The organism is Mucilaginibacter sp. P4_D1, assembly GCF_056401935.1.
This window is the reverse complement of sequence record NZ_JBFUIJ010000014.1, coordinates 99,255-114,380: the sequence shown is the minus strand read 5'-3', so window position 1 is coordinate 114,380 and position 15,126 is coordinate 99,255. Positions and strand designations below refer to the sequence as shown.

At 42.2% G+C, this 15,126-nt stretch carries 14 protein-coding genes and 1 tRNA gene; 5 read left to right on the top strand and 10 right to left on the bottom strand.

Annotated features, from left to right (window positions below; genetic code table 11):
* Positions 1–4 precede the first annotated feature (4 nt).
* The 3 genes from AC1DV1_RS14625 to AC1DV1_RS14615 all read left to right on the top strand — a co-directional run bounded on the left by AC1DV1_RS14625 (position 5) and on the right by AC1DV1_RS14615 (position 2,164).
* Positions 5–652: a hypothetical protein gene (locus AC1DV1_RS14625; RefSeq protein ID WP_477360385.1), complete on the top strand. Its 648-nt coding sequence runs from the start codon at positions 5–7 to the stop codon at positions 650–652.
* A 137-nt stretch (positions 653–789) separates the two neighbouring features.
* Positions 790–1,464 carry a sensor histidine kinase gene (locus tag AC1DV1_RS14620; protein ID WP_477360383.1) on the top strand — a complete coding sequence of 225 codons (675 nt, stop codon included), beginning with the start codon at positions 790–792 and terminating at the stop codon, positions 1,462–1,464.
* A gap of 43 nt (positions 1,465–1,507) precedes the next feature.
* The gene (locus AC1DV1_RS14615) at positions 1,508–2,164 is read left to right on the top strand and encodes a response regulator transcription factor (protein ID WP_477360381.1); all 657 of its coding nucleotides are present in this window, start codon (positions 1,508–1,510) and stop codon (positions 2,162–2,164) included.
* Positions 2,165–2,166: 2 nt separating this feature from the next.
* On the opposite strand, the gene AC1DV1_RS14610 is transcribed toward AC1DV1_RS14615, so the two are convergent.
* Entirely contained in the window at positions 2,167–3,063 is an 897-nt protein-coding gene (locus AC1DV1_RS14610; protein ID WP_477360379.1) for an AraC family transcriptional regulator, read from the bottom strand.
* A 125-nt stretch (positions 3,064–3,188) separates the two neighbouring features.
* Between AC1DV1_RS14610 and AC1DV1_RS14605 the strand changes: the two genes are divergently transcribed.
* Entirely contained in the window at positions 3,189–4,010 is an 822-nt protein-coding gene (locus tag AC1DV1_RS14605; RefSeq protein ID WP_477360377.1) for a phytanoyl-CoA dioxygenase family protein, read from the top strand.
* Between the two features lie 160 nt (positions 4,011–4,170).
* Here AC1DV1_RS14605 and AC1DV1_RS14600 read toward each other — a convergent pair whose 3' ends face one another.
* From AC1DV1_RS14600 to AC1DV1_RS14575, 6 genes are read right to left on the bottom strand one after another with little or no spacing between them, the layout of a single operon-like run.
* On the bottom strand, positions 4,171–5,169 hold the full coding sequence (locus tag AC1DV1_RS14600; RefSeq protein WP_477360375.1) for an L-histidine N(alpha)-methyltransferase: 999 nt from the start codon (positions 5,167–5,169) through the stop codon (positions 4,171–4,173).
* Between the two features lie 19 nt (positions 5,170–5,188).
* The gene (egtB, locus tag AC1DV1_RS14595; protein WP_477360373.1) at positions 5,189–6,340 is read right to left on the bottom strand and encodes an ergothioneine biosynthesis protein EgtB; all 1,152 of its coding nucleotides are present in this window, start codon (positions 6,338–6,340) and stop codon (positions 5,189–5,191) included.
* 4 nt (positions 6,341–6,344) lie between these two features.
* Positions 6,345–7,916, bottom strand: coding sequence for an ABC transporter permease/substrate-binding protein (locus tag AC1DV1_RS14590; protein WP_477360371.1), 1,572 nt, complete (start codon positions 7,914–7,916; stop codon positions 6,345–6,347).
* Positions 7,909–8,871 (bottom strand): ABC transporter ATP-binding protein, encoded by a 963-nt coding sequence (locus AC1DV1_RS14585; RefSeq protein WP_477360369.1) that lies wholly within the window; start codon positions 8,869–8,871, stop codon positions 7,909–7,911. Before AC1DV1_RS14585 ends, AC1DV1_RS14590 begins: the two co-directional genes overlap by 8 nt.
* A gap of 9 nt (positions 8,872–8,880) precedes the next feature.
* A complete protein-coding gene (locus AC1DV1_RS14580) occupies positions 8,881–10,266 on the bottom strand; it encodes a mercuric reductase (protein ID WP_477360367.1) in 1,386 nt (461 codons plus the stop codon).
* A 2-nt stretch (positions 10,267–10,268) separates the two neighbouring features.
* Positions 10,269–10,550 carry a DUF427 domain-containing protein gene (locus AC1DV1_RS14575; RefSeq protein WP_477360365.1) on the bottom strand — a complete coding sequence of 94 codons (282 nt, stop codon included), beginning with the start codon at positions 10,548–10,550 and terminating at the stop codon, positions 10,269–10,271.
* 195 nt (positions 10,551–10,745) lie between these two features.
* On the opposite strand from AC1DV1_RS14575, the gene AC1DV1_RS14570 reads away from it, so the two are divergent.
* Positions 10,746–10,817, top strand: a tRNA-Glu gene (locus AC1DV1_RS14570).
* Positions 10,818–11,428: 611 nt separating this feature from the next.
* Here the strand turns inward: AC1DV1_RS14570 and AC1DV1_RS14565 are convergent.
* Genes AC1DV1_RS14565 through AC1DV1_RS14555 form a run of 3 tightly spaced genes read right to left on the bottom strand, consistent with a single transcriptional unit; the run spans position 11,429 to position 15,101 of the window.
* Positions 11,429–12,448 carry a sulfotransferase family protein gene (locus tag AC1DV1_RS14565; protein WP_477360363.1) on the bottom strand — a complete coding sequence of 340 codons (1,020 nt, stop codon included), beginning with the start codon at positions 12,446–12,448 and terminating at the stop codon, positions 11,429–11,431.
* A gap of 2 nt (positions 12,449–12,450) precedes the next feature.
* The gene (gene chrA, locus AC1DV1_RS14560; protein ID WP_477360361.1) at positions 12,451–13,683 is read right to left on the bottom strand and encodes a chromate efflux transporter; all 1,233 of its coding nucleotides are present in this window, start codon (positions 13,681–13,683) and stop codon (positions 12,451–12,453) included.
* Complete coding sequence (locus AC1DV1_RS14555; RefSeq protein WP_477360359.1) at positions 13,680–15,101, bottom strand: aryl-sulfate sulfotransferase; 1,422 nt, start codon at positions 15,099–15,101, stop codon at positions 13,680–13,682. The genes chrA and AC1DV1_RS14555 overlap by 4 nt, the downstream gene beginning before the upstream one ends.
* Positions 15,102–15,126 lie beyond the last annotated feature (25 nt).

Genomic DNA, 15,126 nt, shown 5'->3' with positions numbered 1-15,126 from the left:
TACAATGCTTATAAGTTTGCTATTAAGTAATATTTCTGTTTTATCAGCGGTATTTCCCTTACTTGCTGCTATTTATAACTATAAGCATTTAGATAAGCTCATGAAAATATTAGCTCTATACTTATTGATATCTGGAGCTTTTGATTTTACTATGTGGTTAGCGTACAATTTGGGTCAAAATAGCAAGACCCCACTAAACACAATACCATTACTTCACATTAGCGTAGCTACAAGTATTGTGTTTTTTGGGGTCATATATTATAACCTATTTTTAAAATCGGCACTTAAGAAAATTACATTAGTTCTTTCGACAATTGTAATGCTGATAGTGCTTTATAACGCCAGGAACATTTTTGACTATCCATCAGTATCAAATACTGCATCCAGTATTTTGCTGATTATTTTGTCTTTAGTCTATTTTTACCAATTGCTAAATCCGCAAAAATTTATTCAAATAGAAAAACAAGGTTTATTTTGGGTCAATGCAGGAGTGTTGGTTTATTCCTCTGTGAATATATTTCTATTTATGCTTTTTAGCCAGATACCCGATAAAGACAAGGCTGACTATTATGTTATATTCAGCATAACCAATATTATTGCCAACATTATATACTCAATAGGATTACTTTGCAAGCCACAAAAAACAACTTGAGCTTAATATTAAAAATCAGTAAGGTTACTTTGCCAACTACAGAAAACGGTTTAATTCCGATATTAATAATCGGTACCCTTGTGGTGGTTGTATTAATCACCTGCTTATTTTTTTTCGTGATTATTTACCAGCGTAAAATGATCAAAAACCAGGTTGAATTGCGGGCCTTGCATGACGCGCGCCAAAGCGACCTGATGGCTGCCGTTTTTGAAACCCAGGAAAGCGAACGGAAACGCCTGGCCGAAGATTTACACGATAGCGTAGGCCAGGTGTTATCGGCTATAAAGCTTAACCTGCACCGGCTGGATAAAAACTGTACCACCGATACCACCCAGCCATTACTGGCTGATACCCGCAGGCTTACCGACGAATGCATACAGGAGATACGCAATATTATTCACAACGTTTTGCCACCTGTACTTACCGATTATGGCCTGCTGGTGGCTGTTGAAGCCCTGGCAAGCAAGGTGGAGCAAACCACCCACATCAAGGTAAAGTTCAGCAAAAACATGCCCGATCAGCGCTTCCCGCAAGAGATTGAGCTTACGCTTTACCGCATAGCACAGGAGCTTTTTGGCAACGCTATTAAACACTCCGATGCATCGGTTATCCACCTTTCCATTAACCGCGAAGGCAATTTTATGGTGATGGAATTTAAAGACAATGGCGTTGGTTTTAACCTTCCCGAAGTAAAAAGAGGCTTTGGTATTAAAAACCTCGAGAGCCGGGTACAGCTCATCAACGGCGAAATTAACATTTATAGCAAGCCATTAAGTGGCAGCCTTACCACTATTAAATTAAAAATAGTTTAGTTTTGTATCTTTAATCTATCTTTAGCCAACTATTTGTTAATCAATGGGTACAATTAAATTAGGTATAGTAGATGATCATAAAATTTTCAGGAACGGTTTAAAAGCCACCCTTGAAGATTGTGAAGATTTTGACTTAATACTTGAAGCTTCAAACGGTAAAGAATTGATGGGTTTATTAACAACCCAAACTCCCGATGTGCTTTTAATGGATATTAAAATGCCCGAAATGGACGGTATCCAAACGGCGGCTTTGGTACATCAGCATCATAAAACCATCAAAATACTTGCGCTATCGATGTTTAACGAAGACAAGTATATTGTTGATATGATGAAAGCCGGGGCATCTGGCTACCTGCTAAAAAATGCCGAACCGGAAGAAATTATCGAGGCTGTATCAACGGTGCATAACAAAGGTTTCTATTTTAACGAGCACCTGTCCATCACCCTTATTAAGCAGCTGGTAGGCAACGATCACTCCGAAAGTATTGCCGCAAACAAAGCCGACTTAAACGAACGCGAGGTTGAGGTACTAAAACTGGTTTGCCAGGAATACTCCAACCAGGAGATAGCCGATAAAATTTTTCTGAGTGTACGTACTGTTGAAGGTTACCGGGCGCGTTTATTTGAAAAAACGGGATCAAAAAACCTGGTGGGCCTGGTTATATACGCAATAAAACGCGGTATAATTAATGTAACCTGATTTTAGGCCGATAGTTTTTTGGYGCTGCTGGCAAGGTTACGCATAAACCTTTTACGATAATTAAGCGGGCTTAAATTCATTTTGGCCTTAAACATTTTATAAAAATGGGATACATCGCCAAAACCGCTTTCGTAGGATATTTCTGATATCGGCTTATCGGTTTGTACCAATTGTTGTATAGCATAATTAAGCCGGTACTCAATTATAGTTTCCATAAACGTTTTGCGGGTTACTTTTTTAAAGTACTTGCAAAAAGCATTGGTGGTCATGTTGGCAATACTTGCTGCGGCATCTAATGATACCTGTTTTCTGAAATTTTCTACCAGGTAAGCAAATACGGGATTAATGCGTTCCTGCTCGGCTGTTGAGCGCTCGGCTATAATGCGGTGCTGATCAAGCAAAATATATTCGTCAGATGATGCCAGGCGCTGCAATATCTCTAGCAAGCCTATCAATACCCTGAAATTGCTTTTTTCTTCAACCAGGCTTTGCAGCATTTGCTTTACATCCTGCTGCGTTTCTGAATGGAATGATATCCCGCAACCGCTTTTCTGAAAAAGCTTTTTAATGTGCAGTAATTCAAATTTGTTAAAAAAGTCGTCGCCCAAAAACGCGTCATTAAACTGAATCACAATGGCGCTTGCATCCTCGGGCAACACAGTGGTTATATCCAGTTTCCAGCAGTGGGGCAAATTGGGGCCAAGCAACACCAGATCGCCGGTTACAAAATCTTCCATATGACTGCCCACATACCGTTTGCCGCTTCCTTTTAAAATACAAGTTAACTCATATTCAGGATGAAAATGGTACGGCGCGTCAAATGCCAGCTTATCAAATTTTTTGACAAGGAACGATTGACTAATGGAGGGCTGAAGAACTTCGAACGAGGCTTTTATCATTGCATATTTTAACGTAGAATTTATTAAAAAGTTAGCTTATGGATAAAATAATCCATAATTACACCATTCATTTCATTTTTTGTCAGCTAAAGTTAAACTTACTTTGAATATAAACTAAAAAAAATATGAATACAAAGGTTTCTGATCTGTTAGCGCTGGATGATTTTATAAAATTACCGGAAGAGAGCATTATGGAGTTCCGTGAAAAGGGGCATACCTTAATTCAAAATATACTCTCAAAAGAAGAAACAGCAGCTTACCGCCCGGTTATTGTTGACGCTGTTGAGCGATACAATACCGAAAAACGCAAACTGGAAGACCGGGATACCTACGGCAAGGCATTTTTGCAGATTATGAACTTATGGCAGGTAGATGCCAACGTAAAACGCTTTGTTTTTGCCAAACGGATGGCCAAAATTGCCGCCGACCTGATGGGAGTTGAAAATGTACGGTTATACCATGACCAGGCCTTGTTTAAAGAAGCCGGCGGAGGGCCGACCCCATGGCACCAGGACCAATATTACTGGCCTATAGATACCAACAACACGGTAACCATGTGGATGCCACTGGTTGATATTGATGTAGATATGGGCATGCTTACCTTTGCATCAAACTCTTATACTAACGGTGCAGTATTTAATCATGAAATATCTGACGAGTCGGAATCTGCATTTGATGATTATGTAAAGGAGAAAGGCTTCCCGATTAGCAGGGCTCAAACCATGAAAGCCGGCGATGCCACCTGGCACCGCGGTTTTACCATCCACAATGCGCCAGGCAACAACTCCGGTAAAATGCGCGAGGTAATGACCGTAATTTACATTGCCGATGGTGCCCGTATTACACCTTATAAAAACGAGTGGCAAAAAAACGATCATCACAAATGGCTTATGGGCAAACCCATTGGCGAACTGATAGATTCTGAACTGAACCCAAAATTACTTTGACACGATTTACAGGATTTTTTTCTGAACTCGGATTAAGCAGATTTATCAGATTTTTTTATTTGCAGAAATCATGTATAATCTGGTAAATCCGACGAATCTCGATTCAGACCAATTGAACAATCAGAATCCTGCCCATCCTGCCTAATCCTGTAAATCGTGTTTATATGGTATTTGCCACCCAAATAGCATCCACAAACCACTTTTTACCGTCAAAAAATTGGGTCAAGGGCACAAAGCCTGCGTTAATAGCAATCTGATCTGTTTGCATGATGGTGAATTTCTGAGAAATCTCCATATAGATGTATTCATCTTTTTGAAAAGAGATTGTTTCTTTACCGCCGATGGTTACCAGTTGATCTTCCAGGCTTATAAGGTAGCTTTTGCAGGCGCCTGAATCCGGATCGTAGGTTGGATAATGATCGAATTTGGCAACATCAAAATTGCCCTCTAATTCGCGGTTAATACGTTCCAGCAGGTTAAGGTTAAATCTTTTGGTGATGCCATCTTTATCATTATAAGCGGCCAGTACCACTTTAGGATCTTTTTTAAGGTCCATCCCAATCAGTACCATATCCCCTTCAGAAAGGTGATTGCGCAATTCCCTGCAAAACTCAATAGCTTCGGGCACGGGCATATTGCCAATGTTCGACCCTAAAAAAAGCACCACTTTTCGTCTTGATGATATGGAAGCTGCCTTTTTAAGCATATCAAAATACTCGCCGTTAAGCCCTTTTATATTTAAGCCGGGTAAAGTAACAGGCAAAGTAATATTGAGGTACGAGATTACATTATCCGATATATCAATAGGCAGGTAAGTAAACTCTGCCTTTTTATCCAGCAAATCTTTCAGCAGGTAGGTTGATTTCGTGGCGTCGCCGGCGCCCAGTTCAATCAGGTCAAAAGCATCACCATCGGCAATAAGGGCGCTGGTAATCTCGTCTGTCTTTTCCGAAAATATTTCCATCTCGCAATTGGTTGGATAATACTCTTCGCAGTTCATCAGTTCCTGAAAAAGCTTATCGCCATTGGCATCATAAAAATACTTTGAATTTAAACGCTTGGGTGTTCCGCGCAAGCCGGTTATAACATCATTATAAAACGAATTTGTTTTTGGGTTTGATGCCGCCGTTAAATTTGTTTGTGCAAAGGTTGAGTCCATATCTTCCTGTTTTGTGCGGTTACCTTGCAAGCCTGATGCCGGTAAACTGCCAACGTAAATGTGTTTGAAAAAAATTGCGGTAAGTTATCCTGCTGTGGCCCGGCGATGTTGCTTCTGATGCGCCACGCAATACTTTTTGGTTTACCATAAACTTGCCGTTATACTCGCCAATTGCCCCCGGCGCCTTTGCAAATCCTGGATAGGGGAGGTATGCGCTTTCTGTCCACTCCCAACTTTTGCCCCAGCTAAATTTTGTTGCCGCGGCCTCCCACTCAAATTCTGTAGGCAGCCTTAGTCCTTTCCACGAGGCGTAAGCATACGCTTCAAAATAGCTGATATGACAAACCGGGCCCGTTAAGCTAAGTGGTTGTAAGCCATGGTAAGTATAATTGTGCCATTCGCCGTCAATCAGGTGCCAGTAAAGCGGAGCTTCAACCTTATGGGTATTCACCCAATCCCAACCCTCGGCATGCCAGTGGCGAAAATCGTGATATCCGCCGCTGCCAATAAAATCCAGGTATTCGGCATTAGTTACCAAATTGGGGCTAATTTCGTATGCATTTAAATAAACCTTATGCCGGTTTAGCTCATTGTCAAAACAAAAGCCTTCGCCATTGTAGCCTATCTCATAAACCCCTTCATCCATTTTAATAAAACCGGCGCTTTCAGCCGTTGAGATTTTGGGCGATACATAACTATCGTCATAAGCCGGAAACAATGGGTTATGGCCCAAGATGTATTTAATATCTGTTAATAAAAGCTCCTGGTGCTGTTCCTCGTGGTTGAAACCGAGGACGAGCAATTCCTTCACTTCTGCGGATGGTTCCTGGCACAGAAATTTGGCCATGGCTTCATCTACGTATGCCCGGTACCGGTAAATATCGGCAACTGTAGGGCGGCTTAAATTACCCCTGTCGGTACGAATAACGCGGTTGCCTACCGTTTCATAGTAGCTATTGAAAACGTAATTGTAGTTTGGGTTAAATTCCTGGTAGCCCATGAAATACGGCTTCAGGATAAAGGTTTCAAAAAACCAGGTAACGTGCCCGATATGCCATTTAGGCGGACTAACATCAACCACAGGCTGCACCACGTAATCTTCAGTTTGCAGCGGGCTGCAAATCTGCTCCGTTCGCAGCCTGACTTTTTTATAACAATCAGCTAAATCCATCTAATTACTTCCTATTCAAATATCGTTTAAGGTTTGAAATTGTTTTAATATTTAACCCTTTTGCTTGCTGCCTGCGCATCATTAATGCGTAGGCATTATTAAAGCCAATAGGCTTGAGCCATTTTACCTGGTATCGTTTTTCAAACTCCTGCTGCACATAATCATAAGTGCTATCCTTACTTTTTGATACTTCGGCAACCGTTTTTGGTGATGCCTGCAAAATGGCCAGTAAGCCCGTACCTGTGTATTCCGGGTAAAAGTCTATCTGGTCATTAGTTAAGGCATCAAAACAAATTTTTGTACCCCCCAGGCCGGTTTTGGTAGCCACATCATAATTGGTATAACCCTTTATCAGCATGCTGTACATGTTGGCCAGGATATATTGCTCGCCAAATATTTTTGAACCTATACGAATGATGCCGGCAGCCCCCTCGCGGGATGGTTTATACAGTTTATTTGCCTCCAGGAAATCCCTCGCAACCCTTTCGGGGCTTTGGTGAAGATAGTCGGTACGATAGTTTAATTCCGTCATAATGGAATCATTTATTTTGCCCGAAAGCAGGTTTAATGTCTTTTCCAGGTCAGGATATTTTTTCAGGGATTCATCGCGCACAATGGGGGCAGCATAATACGGAGGAAAAATATTTTTATCATCATCTAAAACTACCAGGTCATAAGCCTTTAACCGGCCATCGGTAGAGTAGCCGCTAATTACATCCAATTGTTTTTCAAACGCCGCCTTGTACATCACCGCATCGCTGATAACCACGGTGTGGATTTTTAAGCCGTATTTACTTTGAAGCCCCAGGTTGCCATCCTGCCTGCCCATAAACTCGGGCGTAAAACCCGCTGTAAGCTTACCGCCGTAAGCCGATGGAATAAAATACAACGATGATAGCACCGCCAGCAAAACCGGCAATGCGTAAGTGCTTTTCTTTATCTTTTTAAAATTGAGTTTCTGCAGCCGCGACAGCAGGAAATCAAATACGATGGCCAGCAAGGCTGCCGGTATAGCGCCCGCTAATATCATATTGGTATTGTTGAGCGAAATGCCGCCGAAAATAAACTCGCCTAAGCCACCCGCGGCAATATATGAAGCCAATGTTGCCACGCCTACATTTATCACCGTAGCGGTGCGGATTCCGGCCAAAATAACGGGCATGGCAAGAGGTAGCTCCACTTTAAACAAAACCTGCCACTTATTCATCCCCATGGCTACGGCCGCCTCCTTTACAGAGGCATCAACCCCGGTAATGCCCGTATAGGTATTACGAATGATTGGCAGCAGCGCGTAAAGCAACAAGGCTACAATAGCCGGTTTGGCGCCAATACCCAGCACAGGAATCATAAACCCCAACAGGGCGATGCTTGGAATGGTTTGCAATATCCCCGCTATGCCCAGCACAGGGCCGGATAATTTTATTTTGCGGGTAATAAAAATACCCAATGGCAAACTAATAATTACGGCAATAAAAAGCGAGATGAAAGTTAGGCCAATGTGCTGCAGAGTTTGCGCAGCAAGCTTATCGGCCTGCTGGCTCATAAACTCAAATAAGGTTTGCTGATGCTCATTCATGCCCCTGGTTGTTTTTATACTGATAAAAGGCGGCCATCAACTGCTCAAAGCTTATATGTTTATGCTCGCTGGTACCGTTACTTATGCTAATGGTTTCGTGATCATTAAACTTAAACCCCTCGAGCGCCGACCACACATCAATATTAGCGGCTAATGACAAACCATCTGCCTTTTTGTGCGAACTGGGTAGCAAATCCCAAATATTACTTAAACGCACGGCCCTGAACTCCAGCTGCAGGCGTTGATCTTTCAGAAAACTCTCTACAAATTCATTTGCCGGACTAAATAGTAACTCGGCAGGTGTGCCCGATTGAACAATTTTGCCTTTATCCATCAGGCAAATCGTGTCGCCAAGTTCAAAAGCCTCCTGCACGTCATGTGTAACCATGATGATGGTTTTACGCTTCAATTCATCAAGGGCTTTAAATTCTTTATGAATGGTTGACCGGGTAACATTGTCCAGCGCGCCAAAGGGCTCATCCATCAGCAAAACCGGAGGATCTGACACCAGGGCCCTGGCCAGCCCCACACGCTGTTGTTGGCCACCACTTAACTCGTTGGGATAAACATGCAGATAACGTTTGTCCAGGTGTAATTTCTCCATCAATTCTACAGTCCTGTTTTCCGTTTTCTTCTTATCCCATTTTAGTAGCTGCGGCACTATGGCAATATTTTCGGCCACGGTATTGTGCGGAAACAAGCCATTGTTTTGCAACACGTAGCCAATGCCGCGCCTTAAAACTTCGGGCTGCTGCTCAAATATATTTTGATTGTTAATGTATATGCTGCCGCCGGTAGGATCAATTAACCGGTTAATCATTTTAAGCGTTGTAGTTTTCCCGCAGCCGCTGGTACCCAGCAAAATCAAATTTTCCCCGGGCTGCACCTCAAACGAGATGTCATCAACGGCTTTAACCTTCCCAAACTGTTTGCTTATGCCGTCAACTTTAATCATGCGGTAAAACTAATCTTCAAGTCCCAGGAATAAGTTATTTAATGATTCTGCATATAAGGGGTGGGCAAAAATAAAATAGCGAATCGTGTCGTAGGTAATTCCACCCTCCATAGCCATTTGCAGCACGGTCATAATTTCGCCGCCTTCGGGCCCTAAAACCGTTGCCCCTAATATCTTCCTGGTTTCAACATCAACTATAGCCTTCATAAAACCACGGGTATCGCCGGTTTCAATGGCGCGGGCCACATGTGCCATAGGCAGTTTGGCTACTTTATAGGTCAATCCTTGTTTCCTGGCTTCAGCCTCGTCAATCCCTACCCGCCCAAGTTGCGGATCGGTAAACATACAATAAGGCACCAACCTGTCGGTAATGCTCAGGTTTTGCTTTTCGATAAGGTTGCGATAAACTATGGTATAATCGTTATACGAAATGTGCGTAAAAGCAGGCCCGCCTTTTACATCGCCAAGGGCGTAAATGCCTTGTACATTTGTTTCCAGTTTGCTGTTTACTTTGATGTTGCCTTTTTCATCCGTTTCTACCCCAGCCTTATCCAATCCAAGCGTTTCAGTTTGCGGTGTACGGCCAACTGCTACCAATACGTGGCTGCATCTTATCTTTTTTTCTTCTCCATTGCTGGTTACAGTAACGGTTATTTTACCGCCGGTTTTCTGCTTAAATTTTGTAGCATGCGCATTGGTGATTACATTAATCTTTTCGGCCTCCAGTATCTTTTGCATTTCGGCAGATACGTCTTCGTCCTCGCGCGAAACTATTCTGCCTGATTTCTCTAAAATGGTAACCATGCTGCCAAACCGGCGAAACATCTGGCCAAACTCCAGGCCGATATAATTACCACCAAGCACCAATAAATGCTCCGGCACATAATCCAGGTCAAGGATGGTTGTTGACGTAAGATATTTGATTTCGGCCAACCCTTCAATTTCGGGAATAAACGGTCTGGCGCCTACATTTAAAAATATCTGATCGGCCTGGATATTTTGCTTTTTGCCATTTTTAAGTTTCACCGAAATGGTTTTATCGCCGGTAAATGTTGCCTCGCCAAAAACAACATCAAGCCCTTTTATCTTTTCGGCCGCATGCTGCCCTCCAATGCGCGATTGCATTACGATATCGTCTTTGCGCTTTTTTATGCCGGGCATGTTTACGGCAAATTTCTTTACCGGTACACCCAAATCGGCACTTTTGCCGGCCATATAAGCTGCCTTAGCCGATGCCACCCAGGTTTTGGTTGGGGTACAGCCATCGTTAACACAGGTGCCGCCATAAAAACGTTTTTCAATAATCACCGTTTTTAATCCGGCCAGTGCCAGCTTTTTGGCAAGCGGAGCCCCCGCCTGGCCGGCACCTATAACAATGGCATCAAACTTTTTCATCCTTATGGAGTTACTTTAACACCTTTCCAAAACGCTACATAGTTGGTAATGTTTGCCGCGGCATCTTTTGGCTGCGGATAATACCATGCGGCGTCCTGGTTTTTTTTCCCATCAACGTTGAGTGTGTAATAAGATGCAAGGCCTTTCCAAGGGCAGGTTGTATGTGTATCGGTAGTTTCCAGGTATTCGCCTTTTACACTTTCAATAGGGAAATAATGATTATTTTCGACAACAATAGTGTCATTGCTTTCGGCAATGACCTGGTCGTTCCAGGTGGCTTTCATAATATGAATAGATTTTACGATAAAGATAGCCTTAACCCGTGCAGATTTACAATGCAATTGACTTATTTTGTTTGTTAATTAAATATATAGCATTCATAATCAGCACCAAATAAAAAAAGTTTAAAATTTATTTTTAATTTATCAATTAAGCTATATCTTTGCATTCCCAAAATAAGGGAAATAAAAATAAAAAAAGGCCCGTTCGTCTAGGGGTTAGGACGTTAGATTTTCATTCTAGAAACAGGGGTTCGATTCCCCTACGGGCTACTAAAAACGCTGATTTCATATAAGAGATCGGCGTTTTTTGCTTAATGGGGCGCGCAATAGGTAAAATTTATTTGAAGCTGAATGACACTAAATGACGCCGAAACGATGATATTTTACGTTAATAATATCATCATCAAAATAAGCCATCGAACAACCGAACACTTAAAAAGATTGATTTTAATGTTGACAAATGCGATTTGATCAATCAACTTACCCATCATCAAAAAGGGTAAAATTCTTAGTTTATTTCATAGACAGTTAACAACTCACAAGAAAGCGAGTTGAGGCGAAGTCGTTATAGAGAAGCCTGGAGAAGGATATAACGATATATTTTATGCAAGTAAGCCTTAAAGCTTTAATAAAACAACATTCCGATAAAATTGAAAGCTTTGAAAGTTATGCCAATTTCAATTAGCTTGTGAGCTAAAATTATAATGAGTGACGTTGCAATTTCAAACATCATGACAGGCAAGCGATAACTGATGTCGTGAAACCTGGTGTTATATTTGAATTGCTTAAGAGCGAGGAACGCCTCTCCTCTTATGACAGTTTATTTTATAATCCCCTTTTTATTGAGGCCCTCAATGCAATTTATGGATTGGGTACATTTCTCAAAGAGACTTAAGCCCGCTATTTTCTTTGATTCGTTTTATCATAGTTTCCTGTGCCGATCTTTTATCAAGATCAGACGGGCGTGTGTTCTTTACCACTTCTTTTTTCTTTTCGCCGTTTGCTATAGTGTATTCTTCCAATAATCGACGCGAAAGGAGTTCGGCCTTCAATTCCGGCGCATATAGTTTATAACCAAGCGCTGTCAAAGTATCGCCGGCCACCAATTCAAATATTTCCAGTTCATCGGGCTTAAATTCTTTTAAAAACTTGTTGGAGTTATTGGTCATGATTGGTTTGTTCAGGTTGCTCCACATTTCGCCGGATGCTGCGGTTATTTTAGAGGTGTTGGAGGTATAATATTGCAGCATGCTATCGGTGTAAGCAATATCTAAAAAGGCGCATAGCTTGCGTACTGTTTCCTCGGGTTTACTGATCAGGTTTTCGTAATTGAGGGAGAAAAACCTGTCGGCAGGTACCTGTTTAGCAAGGGCAAGGCAGGCGTCCTGGTCCTTTTTCCATTGTTTGGCTATGTGGTAAATATGCTTATCACCAACAACCGCCTTCTGGAACGACAGGGCCACATCCCTTCCATCTCGGTACAGGTAAATATATTTCAGTTTATCTTTTTGGGCTTCCAGGTCATCGGCAAAGTATACGTTGTTCATGCTTTTACAGCACCAATATTTGGCTTGTTTACTTTCGGCGGCCTTTTCATAAATGAGCCTATTCAGTTCAAACAGGGAGTTAGTTTCCAATTGCCCGTAAATTTCATCGGCATTAAGCACTACGCCTTCCCAGGGCACGGGGTTTACATTTACATATTCCACAACGTCATCAACCAGTTTTCTGTAGTTGCTATCGATATCAAGCGGCCCGTAGATATTCAACAAGGGCACAAAGGTCACCAATATATGCGGCGGATGCGGCGACGCTATCTCCGGCGACTGGTCCAATATCACCCTCAATAAATTCGATCCAGACCTTTGTGTGCCTATAATTTGTATTCCTGCTGCCTTCATGCTCAACTAAATATAAAACCTAAAAATATGGTGCCCAATATTAAATAAACCGGGCTTACCTTAAACCTGAAACTTAAAACAAATGCCACTATAGTGACCGCTATAATTGCCTTATCCAACGCCAGCGACCGCAATAAAATTATTGCCGATGCAATGATCATCCCTACAACAACAGGCTTAATACCCGCCAGGATACACTGCATGGTGTGGTGCTGCTTATTGCGCTTAAATATATTAGATACAATAAGCATCAAAGTTGCCGATGGTACAAATATGGCGGCTATGGCTATAAGTCCGCCCAAAAAACCGGCAAGTTTGTAGCCCACAAACAAAGCGCTTATTAAAATAGGCCCCGGCGTTACCTGGCTAAAGGTGATGCTATCAACAAACTGCTGGTTGCTGAGCCATTTTAAATCGCCTACAATTAACGATTGCATTATCGGTACAATCACATACCCACCACCAAACAACGATAAGCTAATGCCAGCGAAAACGAGCACAAGCTTTAAATAAATGTTATTGAGTAAGGTCGCCACGTTGGTAAAAAAGCCTATCTCAATTATCCCTAAAACGGCAAGCAAGCCCCTGTTTAACCAGCTTAGGTTAAAACCGCCCGCTGGCGATGCGCCATCAACAACGATTAATTTACTTTTGTTATCCGGATTTAAAAAATAGCCTAATATCCCCCCGGTGGTCATTAAACCCAATGTCACAAAATAACCTTTGGCAAATACTGTTATTATCGCTGCCACCAAACAGATGGCTGTTTTAATGACCTTACCGTGGATCTCTTTTTTGTAGATGTTTGCCCCTGTTGATAATATAATGGCACTCACCGCGCCGGCAGTGTACAGCATAATATAGGCCAGGTGAATTTTATACGCGAAATTGAAATAACACCAGGATATTACAAACATTAAGGTGCAGGCAGGAAACAAAATGCCCAGCATACTTATAGCCGCACCCTTTTTGCCTTGCAGGTGATGCCCAACATAAGCAACCACATTTACAGCCACAGGCCCGGGCAGTAGGCTGGCTATGCTGATGCCATCAATTATTACATCGGCATCAACGGTTTTATCCTTATCCACCATTTCGCGCTGAATAACGGATATCAAAGCCATGTGGCCACCAAAAGAGACCATGCCTATTTTAAAAAAAGTTAAAAACAGGTAACGCAGATTAACTACTATGGTGTTTTTCTTTTCTATATTTATTTCCGCCAAGTTTTTCATTTCATCAGGGGTTTGGGCATTAAAAACCCAGGGGCTTCTTCCAGCCGGTAAGGGTCGCCACCTACTTTTATCTCCCAAAGTATTTTGCCGGCTTTATCTGTTACCAGGAATGCACGGGGATCTGTTAAGCAAAACAGGATTTTATCACCCAGCATCATGTGCGTGTCGCCTTTTGCGGTCGAATAATAATCATGCGGCAAGGGTACTATCAAAGTTGATTTAACTGTCTTTTTGGCCTCGTCCATTATAAATGACATGGCCCGGGTAATACCTGTTTTGGTCCCGTTATCCAGCAACATGAGTTCGCCATCGGCCTTGCGGTGTACGGCATGCTGCGATGCAAAGTATTCATTTTTTTGCAAAGGGAAATCTCCGCCTTCGCCAAATTTCCAGAGCACTTTACCTGTTTTGTATTCAACCTTCCAAACCTGGTTCAGGTCGCGGTATGATATGATAAAATTACCATCTTCATCCTTAAACAAAGAATTGGCGTGCACCCAATCCTTTTTATGCTTCAGTATCAAGGGATCTTTCAGAGGATCGAGATGGTCAAGTACCGACCATTCCCATAGCTTATGCCCTCTTTTGCTATAAACCACAATACCATCCGCATGCACCGTATCCTTAAGGGCACCGCCTGCTTTGGTTAAATCCCAAACACGTTTATCAAAAGTAAGCGCGTAAATATTGCTACTGTCGTCATATCGCACCTCGTGGTGGATCATTTTGTCCATTTCCCCCTTGCCTACCTTCCAGTGTAAAACTTCTTTACCGGCCAGGTTGGTCTCCACCAATTCATCACCGCCCGATGAGGGGATCTTTTCGGCGCCTACAATAGCTAAAATGGTATGGTGAGGTGTCCAGTTGGTAACTTTTACGCCCTTTTTAAAGGGCTGGTACCAAACAATATCGCCTTTGTAGTTAATGATCACCATTGAACCGGGCTGCGTCAATATCTGCGTTAAAAAGTATTTTCGCTTCATATCTTTTTCAATAGCGGTATCAACGCTTTGCATATCAAAATATGGCGTAGCCTGGTAAATAGATTTGGTCGAAAAATTATGTGGGCGGCTACTGGTGGTATCAACGCCATTGCCGGCCATTACCACAAAAGTATAATCGGTTTTGGCAATGGTGCACATTACGTTAAGCGTATGAGTTACGCTATCGGTGCTTAAATCGGAGTACAGGGTATCCTTGCTGCCGCGTGTCCAGTACTTTAAATACATCGAACATTTTTTGTTGGCCGTTACCCTTACTTTTAGCCTAAGCCTGTTATCGGGCAGGTTTATCAGCTGAATATCTTTAATTTTTACGGGGTATATGTAGCTGCTGATAGTATCGTTCTTTAACAAAAAAAACGTCAGCAAAATAAGTGCCGCTACACAACCAAGTACAATTTTGTAAATTTTATGCATTTATTAGTTTAAAAATGCAGTGACC

Bases quoted from the DNA above. Each gene is read 5' to 3' on its own strand.
- AC1DV1_RS14605 (WP_477360377.1), top strand. From the start codon at position 3,189: ATGAATACAAAGGTTTCTGATCTGTTAGCGCTGGATGATTTTATAAAA.
- egtB (WP_477360373.1), bottom strand. From the start codon at position 6,340: ATGGATTTAGCTGATTGTTATAAAAAAGTCAGGCTGCGAACGGAGCAG.
- AC1DV1_RS14625 (WP_477360385.1), top strand. From the start codon at position 5: ATGCTTATAAGTTTGCTATTAAGTAATATTTCTGTTTTATCAGCGGTA.
- AC1DV1_RS14555 (WP_477360359.1), bottom strand. From the start codon at position 15,101: ATGCATAAAATTTACAAAATTGTACTTGGTTGTGTAGCGGCACTTATT.
- AC1DV1_RS14590 (WP_477360371.1), bottom strand. From the start codon at position 7,916: ATGAATGAGCATCAGCAAACCTTATTTGAGTTTATGAGCCAGCAGGCC.
- AC1DV1_RS14600 (WP_477360375.1), bottom strand. From the start codon at position 5,169: ATGGACTCAACCTTTGCACAAACAAATTTAACGGCGGCATCAAACCCA.
- AC1DV1_RS14620 (WP_477360383.1), top strand. From the start codon at position 790: ATGATCAAAAACCAGGTTGAATTGCGGGCCTTGCATGACGCGCGCCAA.
- AC1DV1_RS14585 (WP_477360369.1), bottom strand. From the start codon at position 8,871: ATGATTAAAGTTGACGGCATAAGCAAACAGTTTGGGAAGGTTAAAGCC.
- AC1DV1_RS14580 (WP_477360367.1), bottom strand. From the start codon at position 10,266: ATGAAAAAGTTTGATGCCATTGTTATAGGTGCCGGCCAGGCGGGGGCT.
- AC1DV1_RS14565 (WP_477360363.1), bottom strand. From the start codon at position 12,448: ATGAAGGCAGCAGGAATACAAATTATAGGCACACAAAGGTCTGGATCG.
- AC1DV1_RS14615 (WP_477360381.1), top strand. From the start codon at position 1,508: ATGGGTACAATTAAATTAGGTATAGTAGATGATCATAAAATTTTCAGG.
- chrA (WP_477360361.1), bottom strand. From the start codon at position 13,683: ATGAAAAACTTGGCGGAAATAAATATAGAAAAGAAAAACACCATAGTA.
- AC1DV1_RS14575 (WP_477360365.1), bottom strand. From the start codon at position 10,550: ATGAAAGCCACCTGGAACGACCAGGTCATTGCCGAAAGCAATGACACT.